General features: G+C 44.8%; 20 protein-coding genes. 5 read left to right on the top strand and 15 right to left on the bottom strand.

Translation table 11 applies throughout. From position 1 onward, the window contains the following. The 5 genes from WC743_RS18455 to WC743_RS18435 form a co-directional block, all read left to right on the top strand. Positions 1-467 (top strand): arsenic resistance protein (locus tag WC743_RS18455; RefSeq protein ID WP_373014315.1); only part of this gene is annotated, 467 nt, incomplete at its 5' end. Continuing rightward, positions 467-1,237: a metallophosphoesterase gene (locus tag WC743_RS18450; RefSeq protein WP_373014314.1), complete on the top strand. Its 771-nt coding sequence runs from the start codon at positions 467-469 to the stop codon at positions 1,235-1,237. The genes WC743_RS18455 and WC743_RS18450, both read left to right, overlap by 1 nt. Next, positions 1,237-1,929: a metallophosphoesterase gene (locus WC743_RS18445; RefSeq protein WP_373014312.1), complete on the top strand. Its 693-nt coding sequence runs from the start codon at positions 1,237-1,239 to the stop codon at positions 1,927-1,929. The genes WC743_RS18450 and WC743_RS18445 overlap by 1 nt, the downstream gene beginning before the upstream one ends. After that, a complete protein-coding gene (locus tag WC743_RS18440) occupies positions 1,895-2,470 on the top strand; it encodes a sigma-70 family RNA polymerase sigma factor (RefSeq protein WP_373014310.1) in 576 nt (191 codons plus the stop codon). Before WC743_RS18445 ends, WC743_RS18440 begins: the two co-directional genes overlap by 35 nt. A gap of 46 nt (positions 2,471-2,516) precedes the next feature. After that, positions 2,517-2,687, top strand: coding sequence for a hypothetical protein (locus tag WC743_RS18435; protein ID WP_373014308.1), 171 nt, complete (start codon positions 2,517-2,519; stop codon positions 2,685-2,687). A gap of 31 nt (positions 2,688-2,718) precedes the next feature. Here WC743_RS18435 and WC743_RS18430 read toward each other — a convergent pair whose 3' ends face one another. The 15 genes from WC743_RS18430 to WC743_RS18360 form a co-directional block, all read right to left on the bottom strand. Further along, on the bottom strand, positions 2,719-3,969 hold the full coding sequence (locus WC743_RS18430) for an efflux RND transporter periplasmic adaptor subunit (protein ID WP_373014306.1): 1,251 nt from the start codon (positions 3,967-3,969) through the stop codon (positions 2,719-2,721). Further along, the gene (locus tag WC743_RS18425; protein ID WP_373014305.1) at positions 3,962-5,218 is read right to left on the bottom strand and encodes an efflux RND transporter periplasmic adaptor subunit; all 1,257 of its coding nucleotides are present in this window, start codon (positions 5,216-5,218) and stop codon (positions 3,962-3,964) included. Before WC743_RS18425 ends, WC743_RS18430 begins: the two co-directional genes overlap by 8 nt. After that, positions 5,215-6,477 (bottom strand): TolC family protein, encoded by a 1,263-nt coding sequence (locus WC743_RS18420; RefSeq protein WP_373014303.1) that lies wholly within the window; start codon positions 6,475-6,477, stop codon positions 5,215-5,217. Before WC743_RS18420 ends, WC743_RS18425 begins: the two co-directional genes overlap by 4 nt. Positions 6,478-6,481: 4 nt before the next feature. After that, positions 6,482-8,374 (bottom strand): efflux RND transporter permease subunit, encoded by a 1,893-nt coding sequence (locus tag WC743_RS18415; RefSeq protein ID WP_373014301.1) that lies wholly within the window; start codon positions 8,372-8,374, stop codon positions 6,482-6,484. Next, the gene (locus tag WC743_RS18410; protein ID WP_373014299.1) at positions 8,371-9,645 is read right to left on the bottom strand and encodes an efflux RND transporter permease subunit; all 1,275 of its coding nucleotides are present in this window, start codon (positions 9,643-9,645) and stop codon (positions 8,371-8,373) included. The genes WC743_RS18415 and WC743_RS18410 overlap by 4 nt, the downstream gene beginning before the upstream one ends. Before the next feature lie 60 nt (positions 9,646-9,705). Next, positions 9,706-9,951, bottom strand: coding sequence for a heavy metal-binding domain-containing protein (locus tag WC743_RS18405; protein ID WP_373014297.1), 246 nt, complete (start codon positions 9,949-9,951; stop codon positions 9,706-9,708). Positions 9,952-10,088: 137 nt separating this feature from the next. Continuing rightward, entirely contained in the window at positions 10,089-10,475 is a 387-nt protein-coding gene (locus WC743_RS18400; protein WP_373014295.1) for a hypothetical protein, read from the bottom strand. An 816-nt stretch (positions 10,476-11,291) separates the two neighbouring features. Beyond that, positions 11,292-13,331, bottom strand: a complete 2,040-nt coding sequence (locus WC743_RS18395) for a copper-translocating P-type ATPase (RefSeq protein ID WP_373014293.1) — start codon at positions 13,329-13,331, stop codon at positions 11,292-11,294. A 157-nt stretch (positions 13,332-13,488) separates the two neighbouring features. Further along, entirely contained in the window at positions 13,489-13,953 is a 465-nt protein-coding gene (locus WC743_RS18390; protein ID WP_373014291.1) for a 5-fold beta-flower protein, read from the bottom strand. Positions 13,954-14,166: 213 nt separating this feature from the next. Next, entirely contained in the window at positions 14,167-15,399 is a 1,233-nt protein-coding gene (locus tag WC743_RS18385) for an MFS transporter (RefSeq protein WP_373014289.1), read from the bottom strand. After that, positions 15,392-16,561: an efflux RND transporter periplasmic adaptor subunit gene (locus WC743_RS18380; protein ID WP_373014287.1), complete on the bottom strand. Its 1,170-nt coding sequence runs from the start codon at positions 16,559-16,561 to the stop codon at positions 15,392-15,394. The genes WC743_RS18385 and WC743_RS18380 overlap by 8 nt, the downstream gene beginning before the upstream one ends. A gap of 2 nt (positions 16,562-16,563) precedes the next feature. Then, positions 16,564-20,910: a CusA/CzcA family heavy metal efflux RND transporter gene (locus WC743_RS18375; protein WP_373014285.1), complete on the bottom strand. Its 4,347-nt coding sequence runs from the start codon at positions 20,908-20,910 to the stop codon at positions 16,564-16,566. Positions 20,911-20,981: 71 nt separating this feature from the next. Further along, on the bottom strand, positions 20,982-21,326 hold the full coding sequence (locus WC743_RS18370; protein ID WP_373014283.1) for a hypothetical protein: 345 nt from the start codon (positions 21,324-21,326) through the stop codon (positions 20,982-20,984). 93 nt (positions 21,327-21,419) lie between these two features. Continuing rightward, positions 21,420-21,719, bottom strand: coding sequence for a hypothetical protein (locus WC743_RS18365; RefSeq protein WP_373014281.1), 300 nt, complete (start codon positions 21,717-21,719; stop codon positions 21,420-21,422). Further along, on the bottom strand, positions 21,716-22,402 hold the full coding sequence (locus tag WC743_RS18360) for a response regulator transcription factor (protein WP_373014279.1): 687 nt from the start codon (positions 22,400-22,402) through the stop codon (positions 21,716-21,718). Before WC743_RS18360 ends, WC743_RS18365 begins: the two co-directional genes overlap by 4 nt. Positions 22,403-22,407 lie beyond the last annotated feature (5 nt).

Genomic DNA, 22,407 nt, shown 5'->3' with positions numbered 1-22,407 from the left:
TCAGCCGTTACACTTTAATCAAACTCAAAGGCGAAGAATGGTTCCAAACGAAATATGTACCGTTCATATCGCCCATCACCCTGATAGCTTTGCTATTTACCATCGTGGTCATGTTCAGCTTAAAAGGTAACCTGATCGTACAGATACCTTTTGATGTATTGCGGATAGCAATTCCGTTGGTGATTTACTTTACCATCATGTTCGTGCTAAGCTTTTTTATCGGTAAATCTTTTGGGGCAGATTATTCCAAAAGTACCTCTATTGCTTTTACAGCTACCGGCAATAATTTTGAATTAGCTATCGCTGTCGCCATTGGTGTTTTTGGTATCAATTCAGGCGAAGCTTTTGCCGGGGTGATTGGCCCATTGGTGGAAGTGCCCGCATTGATCGCTTTAGTTAACCTTGCTTTCTACTTCCGCAAAAAATATTATACTTCTAAAACTAAAACGCTAACTACTGTACAATAATGAAGATTGCTCTTTTTTCTGATATACACGCTAACTTACCGGCACTGGAGGCTTTCTTCGCTGATGTCGAAACCCAAAAGCCTGATGCCATTTATTGCCTGGGTGACCTTGTAGGTTATAATATCTGGCCTAATGAGGTCATTGATGAGATCCGCAAGCGCGGCATCCCCTGTATTACCGGAAACTATGATTTTGGCATCGGCCGTCACAGCGATGATTGCGGCTGTGCCTATAAAACCGATGAAGAAAAAGCAATGGGCAAAGTATCTATTGCTTATACTAACGAGGTTGTAAAAGATGAACAAAGAGCTTATTTGCGTACCCTGCCTGCTCATATTCGTTTAGAGTTTCAACTGAATAATGATAAACTGAATGTGCTTTTTGTACATGGCAGTCCCCGTAAAGTAAACGAATACTTGTTTGAAGACAGGGATGAAAAAAGTATGCTGCGCATTATGGAAGGAGCCGATGCGGATGTCATGTGCTTCGGACATACCCACCAGCCCTATCACCGCATTTTATCAACCGAAATCACGGAAGACAGACATTATCGCCATGCCATCAATATCGGCTCGGTTGGTAAACCGAAAGATAAAGACCCGCGTGGTGGTTATGTGTTGCTGTACATTAACGAAGACAGTTCTGTTAAAGATAAAGACAGTATTAAGGTGGAATTTATCCGCTTTGACTATGATATCGAGAAAGCGGCCAAAGCGGTGGAAGACAGCCCGCTTCCGAACGAATATGCAGATATGTTAAGGAACGGATAATGAGGATAGCGCTATTTTCTGATATACATGCCAACCTGCCGGCATTTGAAGCTTTTTTAAAAGACCTGGACAAACATAAGCCCGATGCAATTTATTGCCAGGGTGACCTGATCGGTTATAACATCTGGCCGAACGAAGTCATTGCGGAAATCCGCAGGCGCGGTATCGCCACACTGGCCGGCAACCATGACCAAAAGACAAAGGGCTACGCTTATGAATTAGTATCTGCCGAAAACAGGCAATACCTGAATACACTGCCCGCACATATTAAGCTGGAATTTCAATTGAATAACGACCATTTGAATATCGTTTTGGCGCATGGCAGTACCCGCAGTATCAATGAATATGTTTTGGAAGATACTGATGAAGCTTATGTACTGGATATGATGAACGAAGCTAAAGCGGATATTTTATGTGTGGGCCATTCCCATAAGCCCTATTACCGCATCATTAATAATAACGGCAGCTTTAAGCATGTCATTAATATCGGTTCCGTTGGTAAACCAAAAGATGGCAATGCCGCTGGATGCTATGTGCTGCTGACTATAAATGAAAACAGTTCGGTTAATGACAAGGAGGGAATCCAGGTAGACTTCATCAGGATACCTTACGATGTAGAATGGGCAGCTAAAGCAGTTGAAGACAGTCCTTTGCCGGATGAACTTGCTGACCGCTTACGCAATGCTTACTGATATGTATAACGAGACATTAAACATCTGGAAACAGTTTGACAAGGGATTGAAGCAGTATGTATGCGGCAAAGTCAATCATGGTGAAGAATGCCATGATATATTGCAGAACCTCTACCTTAAAATTGACAGTCATGTTGAACTGGTTAAAAAGGCACGTAACTTGCCATCATACTTATTCCGAATGGCGCATCATGAAGTGATGAATCACTACCGGGGCAACTCAAAATATGAACTGCATGAAGTGATGGACTTTGACCGGCCCGTTCATGATCCGGAGATCAGGGATGGCAGTCTGAAGCTGGCTGACTGCTGCCTGCGACCCATGATCGAAGCGTTGTCGCCTATTTACCGTGAGGCATTATTACTGGCCGACATCGAAGGTTTACCTCACAAGGAATTGGCAGCGAGGGCAGGGATTAGCCTTTCTGCGGCCAAAGTACGCGTACAACGTGCACGTCAGCAACTCAAAGCCGCGATCCTGAAATGCTGTAACTATGAGTTTGACAACTATGGCAACATCGTGGAAAATCATTCCTGCTGAGCTGTGTCTTTTTTAAAGCTGCTCCGTCTTTAGCAAAAACAAGAATATGAAAAAACTTCTTATGGCGGGCCTGATGGCCTTGTCGGTAGCCAGTATCGCTACTGCCGGAAACATCAAAAAAGGAAAGAAAGCAAAAGCAGCCGTTCAGAAAGAACAATGTTGTGAGAAAGCGAAAAAAGACCCGAACTGTTGTAGAGGTGGATCTTGCTGCAAGTAAAATTAAGGCCCATTATAAAGGGCCTTAATTTCTACATTTTCATTCCGGCCATATTGTCGCCACCGTTCTTAAATATCGCTTCACTATTCAAAAGGTAAGCTCCGTTAGTTACCACAACATCTCCAATATTTAAGCCCGAAAGAACAGGCACATAGCTCTGATTACCATTCCCCGGTTTGACCATCCTGGCTGAAAAACTGCCATCCGAATTTTTGACCCATACCTGGCTGCCTTTTCCATCGGTTAAAATAGCGGAAACAGGCACCGCTAAAGTATGGTTATTACCACCTGGAATCGAAATATAAGCCAGCATACCGGGCCGGATCAGGCCTTGCGGGTTTGGAATGCTGATCCTGATCAAATTGACCTTCGAGGCATTGGACAGTTCCGGGTTGATAAACTCAACTTTACCATTAATGACCTGTCCCCCCAGATCAGGAAAGGAAACACTTACCCGGTCATTTTCTTTATAGCTGTTTGTTTCACTGGCGTACAGCTGCGCTTCTACCCATAAACTGTTTAAGGCTTGTGTTTTTAATACAGACATCCCTTCGGTAACATAATCTCCTTCATGTACCGCTATTTCACTAACGGTTCCACCAACTTTACTCAATATGGTTGTGGTTGCGGATACTTTGCCGGAAACCGCTATGTTCCTGATTTGTGCCGGCGACAAGCCCCAAAGTTGTAGCTTGTTTTCGGCAGCGCTAATGAGCTGCTGATAATCCACATCCGGATTATGCAGCACTTTTTGCTGCTGTTTGGCCAGCAAATATTCCTTTTCGGCTTCCTGCAGATCTTCGCTGTAGATGGAATAAACAGGCTGCCCCATGGCTATTTTCTCACCGGTTGTTTTGACAAATAATTGCTGTATCCTGCCTGCCAACCTTGCGCTCAGCTCTTCCGATTTATTATCGTCGGTGGTAACTGTTCCGGTCACTGTCTTTTCGCTACCTACATTTTCTTCCCTTACCGTGTCTGTTTGTATGCTTGCCAGCTGGATCTGTGTAGCTGTCAACCTGATCTTGTTTGCGGTCATATCCATACTATTTCCGGTCATTTCCACCTTGATCAGCTTCATACCGCAGATCGGGCAGTTTCCCGGATGATCTTCATGGATCTGCGGATGCATAGAGCAGGTATAATAAGCTTTATTCATTGTCTTAGTGGCAGTAGCAATAGTTTTCGGTTTTTGGGTGCAGGCTGTAAAAAGTACAGCGATCAGTACAACAAAAGCAAAGAAACCGGTTGCACTTAATCTTAAAAAATATTTCTTATTCATGGCCTTGCGTTTTAATGAAGCTTTCACTGTCTGTTAAATATTGGGCATTGGATGCCAGGCTATCTGTGGCGGATAAACCTTTTGTAATTTGTATTTCGTTACTATTAGTTATGCCTGCACTTACCTGGTGAGCCGCGTATGATGCACCATTTTTTAACCACACAATTTTAGTTTGGCCCAGATCAATCAGTGCAGTCCGTGGTATCCATACACCTCTTTGGGTGCCGGTTTGAATGGTCGCTTGGACGATACTGTTCACTTTCAGTTCATGCTCCATATTGTCAATATAAACCCGAATGCTGGTTGTTTTATCGCCTTCCTGTAAAGTCGGTTCTATAAAATTGACCTTGCCCGTGATGGTCTTACCCGGCAGATCCGGCAAGGTTATCGTAACCGGCTGATTTAATTTTAACCCTGTAATGGCGGAGCGATCAATTTTTACAATGGCCCAAAGCCTGTGCGGGTTAACTACATTAAACAAATTCTGCCCTTTTTCAACATACATACCCTCTTTGACAGATAGCGGCAGGTTACTTGCAAAATCAGATGGTGCTTGTACTGGTGCCGCGCCCGCCATCTGGCTATGCGGCATATCATGTACATGCCCCTCATAGGCGCTGTAGACCGGCAGATTATAAAAAGCTTTTCCTGTTTTAACCACCTGGTTAACCTGTTCAGCGGTCATACCCAGTAATAACAATTTTTGTCTTGCTGCATTGATCAATCCTGTTTCCTGAGCGGAGTTTTTTGTGAGGTAGATCAGGTCCTGCTGGGCAGTAACCATATCCGGGCTGTAGATATCAAAGATGCGCTGGCCCCGGTGGATCTCTTGGAAAGCATATTTGATATATAGTTTTTCAATCCGGCCAGAAAAGCGGGACGCGATATTATTAAAGGTACGCGTATCAAAGTCAAGATAACCCCGGGCTGAGATTATCGTCGGTACTTCCTTTTGTTCGGGTACAATGGCGTTAACGTTTGATAGCACCGAAGAATTAATTGGTTGCAAAACTGTATTCAAGCTGATGCCTGAGCCCTCACTGGTCTGGCCTGATTTTTTTACGAGCGCCATGCCGCAGATCGGACAGTTGCCGGGATGATCTTCCAGTATCTGCGGATGCATCGGGCAGGTATATTTGGCATCAGTTTTGACCTGCGCTTTGGCCGGTTCCTTTTTCTGATCTGAACAGGCAGCGAAAAACAACATCCATGATAGCAGGCTGATCATTATGATTTTAATACTTTTCATTTGTTCTGGTTGTTTGGTGATAATGCCGTGATCTCGTTTTCCCGTTCATAAGCAACCTGTAAGGTTAAAAGCTCCTGTAAACGGTCTAAGGCATTCATTCTGGATGTTTGCAGATCTTTAATAACAATTAACACAGATGGCAAATCGCCGGTATTCTGATCATAGGCCAGTAATGCTGTTTTATAACCATTCTGCAAGGCCGGAATGATATTTTGTTGATAGTTGCCGATCTGCTTTTTCTTGCTGACCATATCTGTTCTTATACTGGCCAGTTGTCCCTGGGCCTGGTTCAGCACATCCATTTTCCGCTGCTGTAATTCTTCTACCTCGTAACGAATCCCTTTCAGGTTAGCCTTATATTCTTTAGATGCCCAGGGAACGATAGGGATCGTTACGGAAGCCATTAAGATATACTGGTTAGCGTAACCACCATAACTGAGCATGTGTGCAGCCTGGATACCAAAATCAGGTTTGCGTTTGCTGTATTCAACCCTGGCATTCAATTGCTGCAACTCAATATTCCGGTTGAGGCTTTTAATATCACTACGAGCATTGGCCAATGTTGCGGTATCGGTTAATTCCGTTTCATAATTATTCAAAACAACAGTAGTGTCCACGGTGAAAGCCGCTTGTTTATCCCGGTTCATCAGCGTATTGAGCATGATATTCTTCTGGCTGATCTCGCTGTTCAATTGATCACGGGTATTGTCCAGTTCAAACAGGTCCGCTTTGGCTTTATAAATATTACTCAGTTTTTCCTTGCCATAGGTCAGCCGGATATTGGCGTCCTTGAGCATGTACTCCAGCAGGCTTTGCGTATTCCGCAATTGATCAAGCTTTTTCTCCAGTACCACACGCTCGTAATAATATTGCTTTGCCTGCGCGATCAGTTGATTTTTTAAATAGTCTTTTTCAGCTGTCGTCACTTTGGATTGTCCTTTCATATATTCCTCTTTGGCCTTTAGCTTCGCCGGATTGGTAAACATTTGTTCAGCCTGGATCATGAATGAGCCACCATTAGGACTAAACTGGTAGGGTACCTGGTATTGGCCCGCGCTGATCTTCGGCGCATCGAGGCTTTTTGCACCTGTGGCATAAGCATCCTGCGCGCTGGCTTTCGCATCAAAAGCCAGCAATGCCGGGTTGGCGGATACCTTTGCCACAACACTATCCAATGACAGGCGCTGTGCCTGCGCTTTTGTCGATAGGTATGCAAAACAGGCGACCAGCATAATTATAATATGATATTTCGTTTTCATGTTATTACTCCTTTACTTCTAATACTTCCAGCTTGCCATATTTTTTTAACTCGTACTCCTTTACCATCAAAAAGATGAGCGGGGTAACCAGTAAAATATGTGTGGAAGAAGTTAAAACCCCGCCGATCATCGGCAATACGATGGGCAGCATTACATCACTACCTGTCCCGGTTGCCCAAAGCACAGGTACCAAGCCAAACAGGGCTACACAAACCGTCATGAGTTTTGGCCGCAAGCGTTTCACCGCGCCATTCATCACATAAATTCTCAGGTCTTCTCTGGTGATAGTTTCTCGGGAATTACCTTTTAAGGCAATCAGTTGTTGCATGGCATCGTTGAGATAGATCACCATCACGATACCAGTTTCTACCGCGATCCCAAACAGGGCGATAAAGCCAACAGCTACGGCAACTGATAAATGCACGCCAAAGAAGTACACCATATAAGCGCCGCCAATCAAGGCAAATGGGATGGAGATCAGGCTGAAAAAAGCTTCGCGGATAGAATGAAAGGCAAAATACAAACAGGCAAAAATGATGAGCAGGACAATAGGTAATACCAGCTTTAGGGTATGCTCAGCACGGATCAGGTTTTCATACTGCCCGCTCCATTCTATAAAATAGCCTTTGGGTAGCGATTTAACCATGGTGTTTAATCTTTCCTGGGCTTCCTTAACCGTACTGCCCAGATCCCGGTCGCGTACATTGAACAGAACTGTTCCTCTCAAGAGCGCATTTTCTGATTGCACCATTGCCGGACCGTCACTAATTTTTATATCGGCAACAGACGATAAAGGGACCGGGCCGTTGTTAGCGGTTTGCACGAGCGTCCTTTTGATTGCATCGAGGTTACTACGGTAATCCTGTGCCAGCCGGGCATTGACACTGAACCGTTGTCTACCCTCCACGGTGGTGGTCAGGTTCATGCCGCCCAGGGCGCTTTCCACCACTTCGTTCACATCATCTACACTCAGGCCGTATCTGCCTATAGCTTCTTTATTGACTTGTATATCCAGGTATTTGCCACCAGTGATCGGGTCAACATACAGATCCTTTACCCCGTTAATGCCTTGTAGGGCCTGTTTCATCTGGCTGGACAAAGCATAGATCGTATCCAGATTCTGTCCGTAAACTTTCAAACCTACATCGGTACGGATACCTGTGGAAAGCATATTGATACGGTTGATGATGGGTTGGGTCCAGCCGTTCACCACACCTGGTATCTGCAATTTAGCGTTCAGTTCATTGACGATATCTTCCTTTTTAATACCCTTGCGCCATTCGCTTTTAGGTTTTAAGAGGATGATGGTCTCTGTCATGCTGATCGGCGAATTATCGGTAGCGGTATTGGCGCGACCTGCTTTACCCAGAACATTTTTTACTTCGGGTACGCTTTTAATGATCTTATCCTGTACCTGTAAAAGCTGTTTGGCCTGTGAGTTGGATACATCCGGCTGGGTAACCGGCATAAACAGGATCGTTCCTTCATCCAATGGCGGCATAAATTCACTGCCTAAGCTTAATAACAAAGGTATGCTGATCAATAAAGCAACCAGGTTAATCCCGATAGTTGTTTTACGCCAGGTAACACACCAGTTAAGGATTGGCCGGTATAGTTTTTCCAGTGTATTGGTTAAAGGATTGCGGTCATCTGTTCTCAATTTCCCTTTCAGGAAAAAAGAGATCAGCACCGGGGCCAGTGTTACCGCCAAAATTGCATCTATAGCCAGTATAAATGTTTTTGTCCAGGCCAGCGGGCCAAACAATTTACCTTCCTGTCCTTCCAGCAAAAACACCGGGAGGAATGAAGCTACAATAATGAGCGTGGAAAAGAATACACCACGCCCCACCTGTTTGCAGGAGGCTTCTATGATTTTTATGCGTTCTGCTGTGGTCATGATTTTTCTTTTTGTTGTGCAAGGGATAGGTTCCGGTGCGAGTTTTCTACCATGACGATACCGTTATCCACGATCACCCCAATAGCCAATGCAATACCGGTTAGCGACATGATATTAGAACTGATGCCAAAGGCATTAAGCAGGATAAAACTGGCTGCGATGGTAATAGGGATCTGAATAATGATGCTTAAAGCGCTTTTTAAACTCAATAAAAACAGGATCACAATAATGGATACCGTGATCATCTCTTCGATCAGTGTATGTTTCACAGAACCTATGGCGCTTTCAATAAGCTCGCTCCGGTCATAGGCGATCTTGAATTTTACACCCGTAGGCAATCCCTTTTGAATATCGGTCATTTTAACTTTGACCGCATGGATCACCTTGTCGGCATTCTCACCATAACGCATCACCACAATACCGCCAACTGCTTCTCCGTTGCCGTTCTGGTCAAATATGCCCAAGCGTTCATCGCCACCCATCTGTACGGTAGCTAGATCTTTGATCTTTACGGGTATGGTATTGATCACCCCAACCGGGATGTTCTCCACATCGGATAATGTTTTGATATAGCCCAGTCCGCGCACAATGTAGCCTGTGCCGTTCATTTCAAATTTGCGGCCACCTACATCGTTGTTATTGCTTTTGATGGATTTGAGCACCTGCGATAAGGGGATATTATAGTAGTTAAGTTTATGTGGATCTATAGTAACTTGATATTGCTTTTCAAAGCCACCGAAGGAGGCGACCTCACTAACCCCGGGAACGGTTTGCAGACCCAGTTTTACATACCAGTCCTGCAAGGCGCGTTGTTCGCCCAGGTCCATGCCTTTGGCATCCAGCGTATACCATAGGATATGGCCAACACCGGTGCCGTCCGGGCCTAAGGTTGGGGTGATCCCCTGCGGTAATAAGCGCTGCGCGTAGTTCAGTCGTTCCAGTACCCGACTGCGCGCCCAATATACATCGGCCTTATCGTCAAAAACGATATAAACGAAGCTCATCCCGAACATGGATGTGGCACGAATGGCTTTCACTTTGGGGATACCCTGCAGGTTGCTGACCAGCGGGTAGGTTACCTGGTCCTCCATGATCTGCGGACTACGGCCCTGCCATTCGGTAAATACGATCACCTGGTTTTCCGAGAGATCTGGGATGGCATCAATAGGGTTTTCCCTGACGGAATAGGCTCCCCATACAAAAAGCACAATGGCGATCAGTAATACGATATACCTGTTTTTTAAAGACAGGGTAATAAGTTGATTGATCATCTTAAAGGTTTTGATAAGCCCGTCCATCCACCAGCTGGCAGACGGACGGGCTTAAATGAATTACATTTTCATTTTTTCAGCTTTCTTTTTAGCAGGTTCTTTTTTCACCAGTTCCATGCCGCATTTAGGGCATTTACCGGGCTTGTCACTTAAGACTTCCGGATGCATGGTACACGTGTACTGCACTTTGGCCGGTTTAACTTTTTTGGTTTTAGTCGTGTCAGAAGCAGCGGTCGTAGGACTTGCAGCGAAAACGGTTGCGGCCGAGAATAAGATGGCAACAGCCATCAACATTACTTTTTTCATGGAAATAAAAATTAAAAATTGAATAAATGGCACCAGGTCATATTAAGCCCTGTGCGTTAATTATAAATTAAGATGATGGATTCTAATTCAAAGGATAGCCTCTTTACGGATCGTAAGGCTATAAAGAAAAGTACAGATCAGATTCTGTAGGTGCAATTAAGAATATAAACAGGTGCCTGAGGCCAGTCAGGCGGTGCATGGCTGTTAAAAGCGGTATAGTCAGGTTTGAAACTATAAACGCTGAAATCGAATATGGAGCAGGCAGGAATAATGGCGTGAAACAAACCGGCATTTAAACTCAAAGCCTGCGAACCAACATGCTGATCCTTTACTTTAAATAATTGCGTTTTTGTTTTGCAGCAACCCGGCATTCCTGTTGCCATTTTGCAGGCAGTTTTTTGGGCACTGTCAAAAGAAACGCTGGTAGATTCCAGTTTACCGCAGCAATAAAAACTACTAACAGTAATACCTGATGCCGAAAGCAGGTAAATAACTGTTAATGATATAAGTGCGATACGTTTCACTGACCGAAGATAATAAATTATTGATACGTTTTTTGTGTGGAATAGTTTATAAAGCCGCCCCAATGAAGAGGCGGCTTTGTTATATTATTTACATTTAGTCGTACATTCTCCGGAAGCCTTACAGCTTTTGCTGCAATAATCCAGGCAGTTTGGCTTGTCACAGCCCTTTACACATTTGGTACAATGGTTCATTTTGCTGTTACAGCAAGGAGTATTCGCATAAGTAATGGATATAACGGATAATAGCATCACCATAGTGATGAAAAGAAACTTTTTCATGATTTTGAATTTAAAGATTAATAATTAATTGAAATACTACAGTCAGGAATTGACTGCTCAATGGGATCAATTATTAAGCTTTCGGAGGGTTCCAATCATTATCATGGAAATCTGATATCTCGCCTGTAATAAAAGGGCGGGCTATTTGATTATTTAAATCAATCGTAGCCGGTGAAAGAAGAACAGATGGATTCAGCATAAATCCGCAGGTACTACAAGACAACATGGTATTACAGACACCTTTAGCACAATTGTTATCGGAGTTTTGCTTCTGTTGTTTGCAGCGATCCTTATGCGTACTTTCTTTGCAGCAAGATGCCTGCCCCTGATGAGGGCTTGCCATCCCCGAAACCGACGATAGCAACAGGATACATGATGCAAGGAAAACAGCGAGACATTTCATTATTCTGTTAAACTTATAATTTTTTAAAATATTGCGACAATTACTTTGCGCTTTAAATTATTACACTGCTAAGGTATGGATAGATCCTTTTGATAATTTTATATAATTCTGTTAAAAATTTACATCCTATTGTACTAAGCCTTTACTTTTAGCAAGCTTGCATTGATTGCAACAACAACTGTACTTACGGTCATTAAAACGGCCCCAGCTGCCGGACTTAATGCAATTCCCTGGTTATAAAGCACTCCGGCAGCCAGTGGCAAGGCAATGACATTATAGCCGGTTGCCCAGGCCAGGTTCTGGATCATTTTTCGATAAGTGGCTTTGCCAAATAAGATCAAACTGACAATATCTTTCGGATTGCTGTTGACCAGCACTATTCCGGCGGTCTCCGCCGCAATATCACTGCCAGAACCAACTGCAATGCCGATATCTGCCTGGGCCAGTGCAGGAGCATCATTCACCCCGTCGCCGGTCATAGCTACAAACTCGCCTTTGCTTTGCAGTTCTTTAATTTTCTCTAATTTTTGATGCGGTAAAACTTCAGCAATGAAACTGTCCATTCCTAACGTTTTACTTACGCTGGCAGCTACTTTGCTGTTGTCGCCGGTAAGCAGGATTGATTTGATATTTTCCTGTTTTAAGGTTTTAATGGCTTCGGCTGATTCCGGCCGTACTTCATCGGATAAAGCAATATATCCCGCCAATTCCTTCCCGATAATTACAAATACGACTGTTTCCGTATCGTCAGCTGTAAAACCATCAGGAACAGTAAGCTTGTTTTCCTTTAAATAGCCCGGACTAACCACCATGATCTTTTTACCCTCTACCGTTGCTTCAACTCCCTGACCGGTTATGGCGTTAAAGTTTTCTGCCTTGGGGATAGTGATCTTTAAATCTTTTACCTTTTGCAGGATGCCGGTAGCAATCGGGTGTTCTGAGTTTTGTTCCAGTGAAGATGCCAGGCGAATGAGTTCCTTTTCATCCAGTTCTTTTTGAAGAGATATTATTTTGGATACTTCAAACTTTCCTACAGTAAGCGTCCCCGTTTTATCAAATACAATCGTGGTAATTCTTCGTGCGTTCTCAAATGCAGTCCTATTCTTGATCAGCAGGCCATGTTTTGCCGATAAGGCGGTTGATTTGGCAACGACAAGCGGAACGGCCAAACCCAAAGCATGGGGGCAGCAGATCACAATGACGGTAACCATTCTTTCCATCGCAAAGGCTAAGGTTTGCCCGGCTAAGTACCAGTATAAAAATGTAGAAATACCGGTAACAAGAGCAATGATCGTTAACCATTTGGCTGCTGTGTCTGCCAGTAATTGGGTTTGTGATTTTGATTTTTGCGCATCATCAACCAGTTTAACGACCTGGGACAGATAGGAATCTTTGGCTGCATGGGACACCGTTACTTTAAAAGATCCATTTCCATTGATAGAACCCGCGATCACTTTATCACCTTTGATTTTTTGTACAGGTTTAGATTCGCCGGTCAGCATGGATTCATTCAGATAGCTTTCTCCTTCCAGTATGATCCCGTCTGCTGCAACTTTTTCACCTGGTTTGACCAGGATTATATCGTTCTCTTTCAGTGTATCGGTCTTTACGTCATGTATCATGTCCTTCATGATCATGTGTGCATCCGATGGCATCAACTGTACGAGTAATTCCAGTTCATTTGATGCGCCCATTACCGACCTCATTTCTATCCAATGGCCTAATAGCATGATGAGGATTAGCGTCGCCAGCTCCCAAAAGAAGTCCATGCCCTTTAAACCAAAAACAATGGCTACACTGTAGCTGTAAGCGACAGTGATCGCAAAGCCGATCAGAAACATCATGCCGGGGTTCTTTGCTTTGACTTCCTCTACTAACCCTGTCAAAAACGGCCAGCCGCCATAAACAAACACTACGGAAGCTAACGCAAAAAGCACGTAAGGTGATCCTGTGAAGCTGAAATCTACGTGCAGCCATTGCTGAATCTGCATGGACAACAGCATGATCGGGACAGTAAGCACTAACACTACATAAAACCGCTTTTTAAAATCGGCAATCATCATGGCGTGGTGGTCATGTTCCGACATGCCCCTATGAGGATCATGATCGTGCTGCATTTTGCTATGGTCCATATTCTCCATTTTCATTTCATCTGCTTGGTGAGTGTGTTCCATTTTGGATTGGTAATTTCCTGTTAAGGCTGGTTTACTATAAAAGTACGCATCTGTTTAACAACCAGCCAGGTATTTAGATTGATATAGCCAGGTATTAATAAAAAGGCTGGGTATCCGTTAGAAAACCCAGCCCAAGTGTCTTGATGGAACTAAAGTGTTAGCCCTTTTCCTTTTTTGCTTCTTCCCTTTTCTTTTGCTGTTCCAGGAAATAACAATGTACAGCGCAGGCGTGTAATTTGTAATTCATGTGCGCCGTACCAAAATTATGACCCTGTGGGTCTAAAATAGCACATTTTTCTTTATCCAGGTCTTTCGTACTGAGAATGTTCTCTCCATTGATATTGTAATAGGAACCATTTTTCTTGGCCATCCCCAATTTCTTACCATTCGTATCGATCACATTACCATTACCATCAATAAAATAAAGTTTCTGGCCTTTGTTGTTACGGACGATATTGTCTTTATCAATATACCCCAGTGGCGTGCCGCCGTGGTTATGTATGCCACCTTTGGCATTAATATAGACTTTAAATGTCGTGTCTTTTTTGGCTTGACCCCACGCACTAACGGTAACAGATGTTGTCATTGTTAGTATAAACAAAAATAAAAGTAGCTTTTTCATGATTTTGATTTTATCTGGCATAAATCTCCCTTATTTTTATTTTCAATCAAATGATAATCAACTTGTTATTAAGTGACGGAAATCACTTTTATTTACATCAATAGGTCAAAGTTAATCCGCCTCCAAATCTGCCCGAAATATCGCCGGAACATTGCCTCGCTTTCATATCCTTTGGCATTATTCAAACCCAATGTGCAGATTCCAGTAAACGGTTTACCTGGGAATATTTTTTGCTTTGTTGGTGTAAAAAAGCAGGGCAGCGCCCAATAAAATTATAGACAGGATGCCGCCGTAAAAAAAATCCAACCCTGGAAAATGGCTTCCCATAAATCCGGCCATCGGATAAGCGATGGCCCACCAAAGATGGGAAAAGGCAAAGTGCGAGCCATAAACCTTGCCCTGCTCATTATCTGCGATATTTTCACCGATCAGGGTTTCCGATGGCATTTCAGCCAGGCTTTGTCCCAAACCTGCAAACAGCCACAAGATCAGCATCACCGGGTAACCAACAAAATTGGTAATAGAGATAGTGATCGCCAGCACCAATGCGCCAACGATCAGCGATAACCTGCGTGTTTTAGTCTTATCCAAACTACCTGCTACAAACGCGGCAATACTGGCACCAATGCCAAAGGCAGCCATCACCCAGCCATAATGCTTATCGTCCAGGTGCAAACCGCTCTTGATATGCCCCACCGTATTGACCAGGATCTGCGCCCCGGCAATAGCCGATACAAATTCGATAAACAGCGCAAACCGGATCAGTGGGTTTTTAAATAAGAGCCGGATACCTTTAATCGCATCATGCCAGGCGGTGAAAGTCTTTTCGTTTTGTCTGACGGGCTTTTGCAATTTGTTTGCTGGTAATAACAGGATGAGAATTGCTGCGATCACAAATGAACCTGCATCAACAAAAAAGATCTCCCTTGCGCCAAACCAAACCGCCAGTATCCCAGCCAATCCGGGCCCTAATACACCCAGGATCTGAAAAGTAGCCGTGGATAAACCAACAGCTTGCCGGTAATGGGCATGATCTGTTACCTGTGGTATAACGGCACGATAGGTTGGTGTAAAAAAGGCGTTGAATACATTCAGCAAAAACACCAATGCATATATCTGCCATTCCTGGTTGACGAATGGTAAACAGGCGACTATCGCCATCCTGATAAAATGCGTAGTGTATAAAATGGTCTTCCGGCTCATGCGGTCGGCCAGTACCCCCGCGAAAGGGGAGAAAATGATAAAGGCCGTTACACGCAGAGTTAACGCCGTTGCTAAGATAATGGCCGACTTCTCTTTACCAAACTGGTAGGAAAGCAAAGCCAGCCCCACCCAGGTAAAAGCATCACCTAACAAACTGATGGATTCCGCAAAATACAGCCCGGCAAATACCCGGTTTTTCAACGCTGCGAATGGCTCCGTTAATGTGGATAGTTTATTATTCATCCTCCCCGGTATTCTTCATTTTCATGAGCAGGCTGTAAGCACCTTTGGTCACAAAGGTCTGGCTGCGCAATTCCGCCCCGGTCGCGGTCAATTCCACAAAGCCAGCTTTCGTGATTCCTGTTTTTACTTCCATCATTTCAAAACTGTTTTTACCCTTTACCTTAAAAGCGTAACTTTTGTTTTCATAGTTCACAATCGCCTCTTCCGGCAGGGTTAGTGCATTATTCGCGGTCACTTCAATTTCGGCATTCATGAAAGTACCAGGAAGCAGGTTTTTATCATACTGCTCAAAATGACAATGCACTTCGGTCTTACGCTGGTCGGTCAGGTCTTTACCGATCAGGACGATCTCGCAGATATACTTTTTATCCGGACTGCTGTTGGTGTAAGCGATCACTTTCTGCCCGCTGTGCAATAAGGGCACATCCTTTTCAAAGACATCCAAAGCGAGGTGTATATCCCTAGGATCAACGATCTCAAACAATACATCACTTGGGTTTACATATTTACCGATGTTGACATTCACCTTGCTCACATAGCCATCAATTGGTGAACGCACCGCCGCGCTGCGGGTAATATTGCCATCCGTTACTTTAGCCGGATTCAGTCCGATCAGCCGCAGCTTCTCAGCTAATGCGCGGACCAGGATCTTTTGGCTTTCGTAATCGGACTGGGCCTGCTGGAATACCTTGTCGCTGTTCGCTTTGCTCTGGTTTAGGTCACGCTGGCGCTCAAAATCCTTCTGCGCATAATTGAGTTTGGTTTTGGCCGTCAGGTAATCCTGCTGTAACTGGATAAATTGCTGGTCTTCCATCAAGGCAATCGTTTCACCACGGCTCACATGCATCCCCGGCAATAACTGGCTGGATTTGAGATAGCCACCCATGGGGAAACTGATGCTCACCATATTTTGCGGCGGCACATCAATGGCCCCCGTTACTTTCAGGGTGGTAGCTACCGGGCGGTTAGCCGCATGGCCGGTATCAATCCCGGCTGTTTTCAGCTGGGCGTCGGTTAAGGTTACCGTTGTGCTGTTCGGCTTTGCCGGTGTTTCGGCTGTTTGGGTTTCTGTTTTATCCGGCTGGTTGCCACAGGAGAAAAAGGTAACAGCAATAAGTATTACCGTTGTTGTCTGTATATATGTTTTGATCGTGAATTTCATCGTTATTTATTTTGAAGCGAGTTGATTTGAATAATGGCCTGATTTAAATTATTGACTGCATCGGTGTATTCACTGCGAAGCGCGGTAGCCTGGTTAATGAGCAATACGTATTCGAGGTAATTGATCTGTCCGCCGGTAAATTGCAGGTTAGCTGTTTTCAGGATCAGACCGGCGTTGGGCAGCCCGGTCTTTTCATAATAGTCAACCAGCTTCTGATACTTGCCGACTTCTGCTGCCGCCTGGCTATACCGGCTTTGCAGGGCCTGCAGACCGGACTGGTAATCCACCTGTGCCTGCTGTTCTTTGATACGGGATGCGCTGACCTTATTCTTTTGTGCGCCGAAGAATAAAGGTACCGAAACACCTAATTGCACAGATGAAAAGCGGTTGCTGTTATCATAATAGCGGTCAACGCCATTGATCAGCTGTGTGCCTTTGAAGCTTTGATTATAATAACCGAGGTTGAGATCCGGCAAAAACTTCGCTTTTTCTAATTGCGTTTGTGCTTTAGAGATCTGTTGCTGCTGGCTGAGGTATAATACCTGTGGATGCTGGCTCAATGCAGTATCAGTTGTTGCAGGTATTGACAATTTAAAAGTCGCAGCTTCCGGCCGGTAATCCGCGGGGGTATTTAGTAAAACCCGGAAACGGTCATGGGCAATAGCCAGATCCGCGTTCACCATTTCGGTTTGCCTTGCGATCTGCCCGCGCTGGGTTTCTGCTGTTGTTTTTTCCAGGATATTGCTTTCTCCCTTTTCAAAACGCAGGTTCGCATTTTTAACAAACACGGCGTAGGTGCTGTCCGTACTCAATAGCAATTTTTGTTTCTGCTCGAGGTAAAGGATCTGGTAAAAACTTTCGGTAACCATCCGTTCCAGTTCGCGCCGCCGCAAATTAACATTCAATTCCCCGGCCTGGTATTCGGCATTCAGCAAAGCTTTTTGCCGGGTATAAACCGTAGGGAAATTAATCGATTGCACAACGGACAGGCGGTTATCGGTATTGGCGCTGTTGATATTGCCGTACTCACCTGAAATGCTGGTTTTGGGTATAGTAACCGCCGTTCCTGTATTCCTTTTCAGATAGTCGGCATTCAGCCTTTCGCTTTTCAAATTCAGGTTGTTTTTTATGGCGGTATCTATAGCCGCTTTCAGCGTGATGGGTGTTTGTGCTGTTGCTTTTCCGGCAAACACGCCAAAAAAGCTTAAAAACAAAATGACAACAGGTTTAACAGGTACTTTCATAGCTTTTCCTTTTTCAAACAGGATGTATAAAATGGGCAGTACAAACAAAGTGAGTAAAGTAGCAGTCATCAAACCGCCGATCACCACGGTGGCAAGGGGCCGCTGCACTTCTGCGCCGGAGCCATTGCTTAATGCCATTGGCAGGAAGCCTAATGAAGCTACCGAAGCGGTCATGAGCACCGGTCGCAACCTTAGTTTGGTGCCCTCAAATACAATAGCCCGCAGGTCATCCCAACCTGCTGCCCGCAGGCGGTTGAACTCGGAGATCAGTACCAATCCATTCAATACCGCAACACCAAATAATGCGATAAAGCCTACTCCTGCGCTGATGCTGAAAGGCATTCCCCTTACCACCAATGCCAGGATACCACCAATGGCAGATAAAGGAACGGCAGAGAAAATCAATAGCCCATGTTTAACCGAGCCAAAGGCGAGATAGAGCATGAGTAATATCAATAATAAGGATACCGGAACGGCGATGGTCAGCCGTTGCTTGGCGGCGTTCAGGTTCTCAAAAGCACCACCGTAAGTGGTATAATAACCGGGAGGCAGTTTGATCTGTGTATTTACCTTTTGCTGTAATTCTTCTACCATGCTTTGCACATCCCGGCCCAATACGTTAAAGCCGATAATGATCCGTCGCTGTGCGTTCTCCCGCTGGATCTGGTTGGGGCCTTCCTCAATCTTTACATCGGCAACCTGCTGTAAAGGTACCTGCGATCCGCTGGGTGTAGGGATCAATAAATCCTGTACATCACTCAATTGTTTACGCTGCTCACCAGCCAGCCTTACCACTAAATCAAAACGTTTTTCACCCTCGTAAACCGTGCCGCTGCTTTGCCCGGCAAATGCGGTATTCACCACGCGGTTAATATCTTCCACATTCAGGCCATATTCGGCGATGGATGCCCGGTTGTACCGGATCACGATCTGCGGCATACCGGTGATGCTTTCCACGTAAATATCCCTGGCACCTTTGATTCCGCCTGCAATCGCACCTAACTTTTTAGCAAACATGGCCAGCGTATCCAGGTTATCGCCAAAGATCTTACAGACCACGTCCTGCCGGGCACCAGTCATCAGCTCATTAAAGCGCATCTGTACCGGGTACTGGAAACCAAAAGTTACTCCCGGCACCGCTTCGAGCTCTTTGGACATTTTGGTGGTTAGCTCGTCAAAGGTCTTGGCCGATGTCCATTTACTTTTGTCTTTTAGGATGACCATCATATCACTGGCATCGATCGGCATCGGGTCAGTCGGTATCTCTGAACTTCCGGTCTTGCCGACCACCTGTTCCACTTCCGGGAATTTGCTCAATAGGATACGGGAGCCTTCCGATACCGCCTTAACAGAAGTTTGCAGGCTGCTGCCGGTCAAGACCCTGGTTTCCACCGCGAAGTCGCCTTCTTCTAATTTTGGAATAAACTCACCGCCCAATCGGGTCAGCACAAATACGGCAATGATAAAGGAAACCGAAGCAATAGCAATCACCATTTTGGGACGTTTAATCACCCTTTGCAGCAGATATTGGTAATGTTTCAGGAAAAAATCCATCATCCTGTCTGACCAGTTTTTTTCGTGTTTGCCTTTACGGCTGAGGAAGATACTGCTCATCATTGGCACATAGGTTAGGGAAAGGATAAATGCCCCGAAAAGCGCGAAAGATACTGTTTGTGCCATCGGCTTGAACATTTTGCCTTCAATCCCTTGTAACGTAAAAATGGGGATGTAAACGATCAGGATAATCAACCCGCCAAACACGGCAACATTCTGCATCCGCGAGGAAACAGCTACCACTTCAGTATCCATTTCCGAAGCATTGATCTTGTCCTGCTTTTTCCCATAAACCTCGTGCATGATCGCTTCCACGATAATCACCGCGCCATCAACGATCAATCCAAAATCCAATGCGCCCAGGCTCATCAGGTTTCCTGAAACGCCAAAAATGTTCATTAGGATTACCGCGATCAGCATCGCCAGTGGGATCACGGAGGCCACTAATAAACCAGCCCTGAAATTTCCAAGGAAGATGATCAGGACGATGAGTACAATGGCCATTCCTTCCAGCAGGTTATGTTCTACCGTACTGATGGCGTTATTTACCATTTTGGTACGATCTAAGAATGCGTCAATCACCACACCTTCGGGCAGGGTCTTTTGAATTTGTGCAACTTTATCTTTGATGTTCTTGATCACCTCATTGCTGTTTGCTCCTTTAAGCATCATGACTACCGCACCGGACACTTCCTGCCTGCCGTTCCAGGTCATGGCACCATAGCGGGTGGCGTGGTCAAGACCAACCTCGCCTACATCCCGGATCAGCAAAGGCGTACCGTTCGGCAGATTTTTTACCACGATGCTGCCGATATCATCCAGAGAGCTGACCAAGCCTTCACTACGGATAAACAATACCGTAGGCCCGCGTTCAATATAAGCCCCTCCTGTATTGTTATTATTCTTTTGTAATGCGGTAAAGACATCCGTAATGGTTACGTTATTGGCCTTCAACCGGTCGGGATTGACCGATATTTCATATTGCTTGAGGTAACCGCCAAAGCTGCTGACATCGGCAACGCCGGGCAAACCCAGCAATTGTTTGCGTACGATCCAGTCCTGAATCGTGCGTAAAGCCATCGCATCATATTTTTTTTCGTACCCGGCTTTGGCACGTACCGAGTACTGGTAGATCTCCCCTAAACCGGTCGTCACCGGTGCCATTTCGGGCTTCCCAAATTCAATGGGGATCTGCGTGGCAATATCGTTTAGCCGTTCACTCACCTGCTGACGCGCCCAATACACATCGGCCTTGTCCTCAAAAACGATGGTGACCACGGATAAGCCGAAGCGGGAAAAACTACGGATCTCTTTAACATCCGGTATATTACGGCAGCTTTGTTCTATTGGAAAAGAAATGAGCCTTTCCACATCGGGAGCGCCCAATGAAGGTGTACGGGTAATAATCTGTACCTGATTATCCGTAATATCCGGGACGGCATCAATAGGCAGGCGGTTAACCTCGTAAATACCAAAGCCGATTAAGCCCAGTATAAACAGGCCGATGATGAGTTTATTCCTGACGGAAAACTCGATGATTTTATTCAACATGAAGAAGAAGATTTAACTGTTAATGTTCAGAAGAGACAAAGGCGTAGCCTTATGCTGTATAGACAGCAGTATTAACAGTTGGAAGGAGGGCCGCGAAGAATGACTTGATCCGTGATCCAGCCGGGCGGGTAGGGTTCGTCGGGTAAAATCACCGGCTTGATGTGAAGTGCCAGTGGGAACTGCACAAAGCTGTATTCCGGTCGATAAACTAAATCCGGTATGATGGCTTGCAAGCCGTCGAAATGGTAAACCTGCGGGGAAAAGATATGATCTACTTTTGCATGCTCCAGCACATCGTTGTCATGATGTGTGATATGATCGTCATGGTCATCATCGTGATGGTGGGCCACGATATTATGGAACAGCAACAGGACAAGTCCTGTCATTAAGAATATTCTGCTGATCCATAGCTTCATATGACAAATATAGGAGATAGAATTTATAAATGATTTATGAAAATGGAATGGTTAATTTATCAGCCTCCCATATGGCCAATAAATAACATATTGTTAGACAGTTAAGTTATCCACCGCATCATGATATAATAGATTAAAGGAGGTATCATAAATGGCTACTTCTTCCTTAAACAACGAGTTTTCAGCGTTCCGGTAAATCAGTTGTAATACCGAAGGGGCAACTTTGGCATCCAGCAAGAGATTGGCTTTATTGATGGCAGTGTGGCGCAAAGAGTTGTAATATTCATTCTCTCTGTTTTTTGAAAAGGAAAAATAGACAACCAGTGCAAAGGCCAACAATAAGGCAGCAATGATGGAGGTAAACAGCAATGTGAGTTTATTGCGTATGGTCATATTTCTTCTTTAAAAATAAAGCCCAAACCGGATTTAGTGTGGATGAGCTTGCTGCCAAAGTCTTTGTCGATTTTTTTTCGCAGGTAATTGATATAGACGTCAATAAAGTTGGTTCCCGTATCAAAATGGGTTTCCCATACTTTTTCCGCAATCTCCGCCCTGGATAAAACCCTCTCGCTATTTTGCATCATGTATTCCAGCAGTTTCAGCTCTTTTGGTGTAAGACTGATCTCCTTACCCGAACGGCTCACGGTTTTGGTCTGGTTGTTTAATTCCAGATCGGCATATTTTAAAATAATTGGTTGAACAATAAGGTTAACGCTCTTACGGTTCATTACCGCCCTTATGCGTACCAACAGTTCGCGGAAGTCAAAGGGTTTTACCAGATAATCGTCCGCTCCCGCATCAAAGCCATCCACCTTATCGTCTGTCGTGCCCAAGGCTGTCAGCATGATGATTGGGATAACAGGCTTTAAACTCCGAATCTCTTTACAGAGTGTGATGCCGTTCATGCCCGGTAGAATAATATCTGTAATGATGAGATCAAAATCATTGGCGACAGCAAGTTTTTTACCGGTAAGGCCATCCAAAGCAATTGTAACCCAATAAGCTTGTTCCTCCAAACTTTTTTTAATCAGTTCAGCAATGCGCTCTTCATCTTCTATCAGTAGTATCCGGTTCATTCGAT

This window comes from Mucilaginibacter sp., from assembly GCF_041660805.1.
Classification (GTDB): domain Bacteria; phylum Bacteroidota; class Bacteroidia; order Sphingobacteriales; family Sphingobacteriaceae; genus Mucilaginibacter.
The sequence above is the reverse complement of the archived record's forward strand: the minus strand, read 5'-3'. Positions and strand labels throughout refer to the sequence as shown.